This window comes from Candidatus Effluviviaceae Genus V sp. (assembly GCA_014728125.1).
Lineage (GTDB): Bacteria > Joyebacterota > Joyebacteria > Joyebacterales > Joyebacteraceae > WJMD01.
Genome location: WJMD01000083.1, coordinates 1 through 5523 on the forward strand (window position 1 = coordinate 1; position 5523 = coordinate 5523).

The following is a 5523-nucleotide window of genomic DNA, read 5'->3' on the forward strand; positions in this document are numbered from 1 at the left end:
ATCTCGATCATCGGACGCAACACGCAGGGCGTGCGTGTCATCAACCTCGGGAAGGACGATCGTGTGGTTGACATAGCGCGCGTCGTGTCGGAAGAGTAGAGAGACGATCCTCTCGGGTCCGGCGGTCCCGGCCAGAAAGCGCGCTGAGTTCACACCAGCGGCCGCTGCCCGGAGCGACGAAGAACGCGCGAGAGGAGTGAGGCGTCTTGGACCGCGTCGAGCGCACCGCGCTCATCTCGATCCTGATCAACGTCGGGCTCGTCTTCCTGAAGGTCGGGCTCGCGGCGCTCTCGGGGAGCATCGCGCTTCTGGCGGACGCGTGGCACTCGGGCTCCGATGTCGCGGCGTCGGGCCTCGTCTGGGCGGGGGCCCGCATCTCCCGTCGGGACGGACGCCGCCATCTCGCCGTCGTCGAGAACATCGTCGGCGTCGTCATCGCACTCCTCATCTTCTACGCGGCCTTCGGCATCTTCCGCCGGGTCTCGACACTCGCCACCGCTTCCGTCACGAACCTCCCCATCGCCATCGGCGGCAGCCTCTTCGCGGCGCTCGTCTCGTACTTCGCCGCGCAGTACAAGCTGTTCGTCGGCCGTGAGACCGAGAGTGTGAGCCTCATGGCCGACGGCTATCACTCCAGAATGGACACGCTGACCACCGGCGCCGTCGTCGTCGGGCTCATGGGACAGGCCATCGGCGTCCGGCTCGACCCGATCGCGGCGGCCGTCGTCGCCATCTTCGTGGTCGAGTCCGGCATCGTCATCCTGCTCTCGGCGGTCGGAGGTCTCAGGATGGGGACCATCGCGCAGTCGACGCCGGTCGTGGCGATCGCACACAGCGCTCCAGTGAGAGCCATCGGGGCCGGGCTCGAGGCCATCGGCCTGGCCGCGTTCGGCCGTTACCTCGGACGGGCGGCGCGCGAGCCGGGGAAGCGATGGAGGCTCGTTGTCACGATCGGCGGGATCGTCGTCGCCGTCTGGTGTCTTTCCGGTATCTACTTCATCGGCCCCGGGAGGGTCGGCGTCGTGACGCGGTGGGGGAGGGCGCTCCCCGAGTCGGTCGAGCCCGGGGCGCATCTCAAGGCTCCGTGGCCGGTCGACCGCGTCACCCGCGTCGAGCTCCGGAAGCCCCGGCGCGTCGAGGTCGGCTTCCGGACGCGTGAGAATCCCCGCGAGGTCTCCGAGGTCGCGGCCGAGTTCTACGCCACGCTCTGGGAGAGCCGCCACGCGGCCGGCACCTATGAGAAGGTCCCCGAGGAGGCTCTCCGGCTGACGGGCGACGAGAACATCGTGGACCTGAACGCGGTCGTCTTCTACCGTGTCGCGGATGCCAGGGCGTTCCTCTACTCCGTCGCGTCGACCGACGACCTTGTCCGGTACGCGACGGAGTCCGTCATCACCCACATCGTCGGACGCCTCCCCCTCGAGGAGGTCCTGACGATGCGGCGGAGCTCCCTCGAGGAAGAGGTGGCGACCGAGGTCCAGCGTTTCCTCGACCGCGAGGGCGCCGGCGTCCGGATCGTCTCGACGAGGCTCCAGGACATGCACCCACCCCTCGAGGTGGTCCCCTCGTTCCGCGACATCTCGAGCGCTCGCGAAGACAAGAACAAGACGATCAACGAGGCGCACGCCTACGCCAACCAGCTCGTGCCGCGCGCGAGGGGCGAGGCCGAGAAGCTTATCCGCGAGGCCGAGGCGTATCGCCTCGAGCGTGTCGAGAAGGCCAAGGGCGACGCCGACCGCATCATCGCGATGGCGGAGGCGTACAGGAACGGCAGAGACGTGACGCGGACTCGGCTCTATCTCGAAACGATGGAGGAGATCCTCGCAGGCATCGAGAAGTTCTTCGTGAGCGAAGACGTGGAACTCCGCGGCTACGACATCCGCGTCTTCGACAAGGGGCTCGCGAACGAGGCGACGATCAGCGAGTAGCCCTGCTCGACCGCCGCGGACACGCCGAACGCAGGAAGCGCACGAACGGAGACCTGACATGAAACGACAACACTACGTCCTGATCGCCGTCCTCGTGCTGGCGGCGCTCTTTGTGAGGTCGGCGATCTTCGTGGTCGACGAGACGCGGACAGCGATCGTGACGCAGTTCGGGAGCCCCGTCGGCGTCGTCACGGAGTCCGGGCTCCACTGGAAAGTGCCGCAGCCGATCCAGGCGGTCAGGTTCTTCGACGACCGGCTTCTCGTCTACGATCCGAAGCCGACCGAGTTTCTGACGAACGACAAGAAGAACATCGTCGTCGATGCGTTCGTAGCGTGGCGCATCGAGGACCCGAGACGATTCCTCGAGACGGTTACCGACCGGGCGGGTGCGGAGGTGCGGATGGCCGACATCGTGGCGTCGGAGCTCGGCGCGGCTCTCGGCCGCTATCCTCTGAGGGCGCTCATCACGACCGACCCCGACTCGATGAGGATCGCAGAGATCATGTCGGTCGTGACCGAGCGCGTGCGTTCGTCCGCCTCCACCGGGTTCGGCATCGGTGTCGCCGAGGTCAGGACAAAGCGTCTTGCATTCCCCGAGCAGAACAAGCAGAGCGTCTTCGACCGCATGCGCGCGGAGCGCGAGCGGATCGCGAAACGCTACCGGTCGGAGGGTGAGGAGGAGGCCATCAAGATCCGCGCCGAGGCCGACAAGGAACGCCAGGAGATCATGGCCGAGGCGTACCGCCAGGCCGAGACGATCCGCGGCGAGGGCGACGCCGAGGCTATGGCCATCTACGCGAAGGCGTATGGCGCCGACCCGGAGTTCTACGAGTTCCTGAGGACGCTCGAGTCGTACAGGAGGATCGTCGACGGGAAGACGACCATCATCCTCTCGTCGGACTCCGACCTTCTCAAGCTCATGAACAGGAAGAGCGAGTAGGTCGCGCGCATTCTAAGGAGAACGGCTGGTCGAGATGACCGAGTGGACCGAAAGACCCCCGGGAGGGGGACCCGAGGATGAGCGGGGCACCGTCCGTGCCGATATGCGGGCCGGGCTGCCAAAGGTCGGCCGTCTGGCGCGGTGGCTCGTGCTGGCCGCGGTCGTGATGTACGTCCTCTCGGGTATCTACGTCGTCGAGCCCGACGAGCGCGGCGTCGTCAAGCGCTTCGGCCGCGTCATCGCCGACGACATCGTCCCGGGCATCCACTACCGCATCCCGTGGCCCGTCGACACGGTCGAGACGCCCCAGACGACCTCGATCAAGCGCATGAGCGTCGGATACAAGATCGTCGATCAGATTCGGGGTTTGAGGCCGGAGCCCCGCGAGGCGCAGTTCCTCACCGGCGACACGAACATCATCGAGGTCCAGCTTCTCATCCAGTACGTCCTTAAGGACCCGTCGAGCTTCCTCTACGACGTCGAGGAGCCGCACTGGCTGATCCGGAAGGTGGGGGAGTCGGTTCTGACGAAGGAGCTCGCGACGCACGGCGTCGACGAGGTGCTGACCGTCGCGAAGGTCGAGATCGCACAGTCGGTCAAGGCTCAGTCGCAGGCCGTCCTCGACGACTACGGGGCCGGGGTCGAGATCGTCGCCGTCCACATCCAGGAGATCACGCCGCCACGGGAGGTCGCCGACGCGTTCCGCGACGTGGCCAGCGCCCGCGAGGACCGGAACCGCATCACCCAGGAGGCCAGCGGGTACGCCAACCGCGTCGTGCCGATGGCCCGGGGCGAGGCGCAGGAGCTTATCACGGCCGCCGAGGGATACAGGACCGAGAAGTCGAAGTCGGCCGAGGGTGAAGCGGCCCGTTTCACCAGCATGCTTCAGGAATACCGGAAGGCGCAGGGCGCGACGCGCGAGCGGCTCTATCTGGAGATCATGGAGGAGGTTCTCGCGACCGCGCGGAAGCACATCATCGACGCAGATGCCGGCGAGGCGAAGCTCGACCTCAGGTTCCTGTCGGAGCGTGAATGACGCGGTTCTCCGGCGGAACCGGGCCCGTTCGCCGACAGCGCGAAGAGGCGTTGCGAGCGTGCTTGACGGACCCGTTTCCGCTTGACACTCGACACACGTAAAGCTACTATCTATCGGGCTTTTGTCCGCGGCCCAGGATCGTGTTTCACGCGACCGTGGGCCGTCCTTTTGTGACCCGCGAGCGACATCAAATGAAAGGCTGATGTTACTTGCTGGCCAGGGGCAGGATCACCTGACACGCGCACCGACGCAGCGTGACCCCGGGGTCGCTCAGACGAGCACGAGCGGCGCGGGGTTTCTGTGTGCCGCCCGACGGACCGGACCGCGCAGAGCCCGGGCGATTCCGCGGGCGGCGTGAGAGTCACCGAGAGGAAAGGCGAGGATGAGAGAAGTCTTCATCACCAGGGAGAACCTCCGGAAGCTCATCGGGCGATGGGCGAAGGACTTCCGGGTCTATGTCCCGGTGACCTTCGACATCATGAACCACGAGGAGACGCCGGACTACGAGCTGGTCACCGACGAGGTGCCCGAGACGCTCCATCTGCACGGCGCCGCGCTCGCGACGAACCCGAAGTCCTTCCTCTTCTACCCGCGCGAGGTCGTGTCGAAGTTCCCCTCGCGCGAGACCGAGGCCGACGTCGAAGCCCCGAAGACGGTGATCGTCGGTCCGAGAGGCTGCGACCTCCGGGGACTCAGGAAGTTCGACAAGGTCTACTGGAGCACCGAGCACTTCACCGAGGAGTATGACGATCCCTTCATTATAGAGAAGCGCAGGCAGACCTACATCGTCTCGCTCGACTGCGACGCCGCCAAGGAGACCTGCTTCTGCACGATGATGGGCGGGAAGCCCTGGCCTGAGGAGGGGTTCGACGTCAACCTCTCGCAGGTCGAGGGCGGTTTCATCGTGACGGTCGCGACCGACAAGGGCGAGGAGCTCATGAAGGGCGCGGGCGACCTCGCGGTCGACGTCCAGAAGACCCAGGTGGAGGAGCGGGACCGCCGGCGCGCCTCCGTCACCGAGGCGATCGAGCGTCAGAATCACGAGTTCGACACCGGCGTCCCGTACGACAAGCACGACCTCGAGGCGCCTCTCGAGGCATGGCAGTACGTCACGCAGGACTGCGTGGCCTGCTCGGCCTGCAACCGCTGCTGTCCGACCTGCACGTGCTTCCTGCTGGTCGACCAGGAGGCGGAGAGCGGCTACGAGCGGACGCGCAACTGGGACACGTGCCTCTCGATCGGCTTCGCGCGAACAGGAGGCGGCGGGAACTCCCGCGCCAACCTCGCCGAGAGGCTGCAGAACAGGATCCGCTGCAAGTTGGAGTACTCACGAGACAGGTACGGCCTCGTCACATGCACCGGATGCGGCCGTTGCATTGATGTTTGTATGGGGCGGATCGACATGCGCGAGGCGATCAGGCACGTCGTGACAGAGAAGGCGAAGGCGAGGGCATGAAGAACATCTACCGACCCATAGAGAGCGTCATCGAGGAGATCAAGCCGGAGACCCCGACCATCACGACGTACCGGTTCCGTCCGAAGGAGCCGCTGACGTTCGAGGCCGGTCAGTTCGTCGAGCTCACCGTGCCCGGCGTCGGGGAGGCGCCGTTCACACCGTC

The 5523-nt window shown here is 66.1% G+C and carries 6 protein-coding genes; all 6 read left to right on the forward strand.

What is annotated here, in order from left to right; all coding sequences use genetic code 11:
- Positions 1 to 99 (forward strand): hypothetical protein (locus tag GF405_04625; protein ID MBD3367443.1); only part of this gene is annotated, 99 nt, incomplete at its 5' end.
- A 107-nt stretch (positions 100 to 206) separates the two neighbouring features.
- Positions 207 to 1928 carry an FtsH protease activity modulator HflK gene (gene hflK, locus GF405_04630; protein ID MBD3367444.1) on the forward strand — a complete coding sequence of 574 codons (1722 nt, stop codon included), beginning with the start codon at positions 207 to 209 and terminating at the stop codon, positions 1926 to 1928.
- A 58-nt stretch (positions 1929 to 1986) separates the two neighbouring features.
- Entirely contained in the window at positions 1987 to 2868 is an 882-nt protein-coding gene (gene hflC / locus GF405_04635; protein ID MBD3367445.1) for a protease modulator HflC, read from the forward strand.
- A gap of 34 nt (positions 2869 to 2902) precedes the next feature.
- Entirely contained in the window at positions 2903 to 3904 is a 1002-nt protein-coding gene (gene hflK / locus GF405_04640) for an FtsH protease activity modulator HflK (protein ID MBD3367446.1), read from the forward strand.
- Between the two features lie 382 nt (positions 3905 to 4286).
- Positions 4287 to 5360: a hypothetical protein gene (locus GF405_04645; protein MBD3367447.1), complete on the forward strand. Its 1074-nt coding sequence runs from the start codon at positions 4287 to 4289 to the stop codon at positions 5358 to 5360.
- Positions 5357 to 5523 (forward strand): oxidoreductase (locus tag GF405_04650; GenBank protein MBD3367448.1); only part of this gene is annotated, 167 nt, incomplete at its 3' end. The genes GF405_04645 and GF405_04650, both read left to right, overlap by 4 nt.

Excerpts from the sequence above, each read along its gene's own strand:
- hflC (MBD3367445.1), top strand. The coding sequence starts at position 1,987 with ATGAAACGACAACACTACGTCCTGATCGCCGTCCTCGTGCTGGCGGCG.
- GF405_04645 (MBD3367447.1), top strand. The coding sequence starts at position 4,287 with ATGAGAGAAGTCTTCATCACCAGGGAGAACCTCCGGAAGCTCATCGGG.
- hflK (MBD3367446.1), top strand. The coding sequence starts at position 2,903 with ATGACCGAGTGGACCGAAAGACCCCCGGGAGGGGGACCCGAGGATGAG.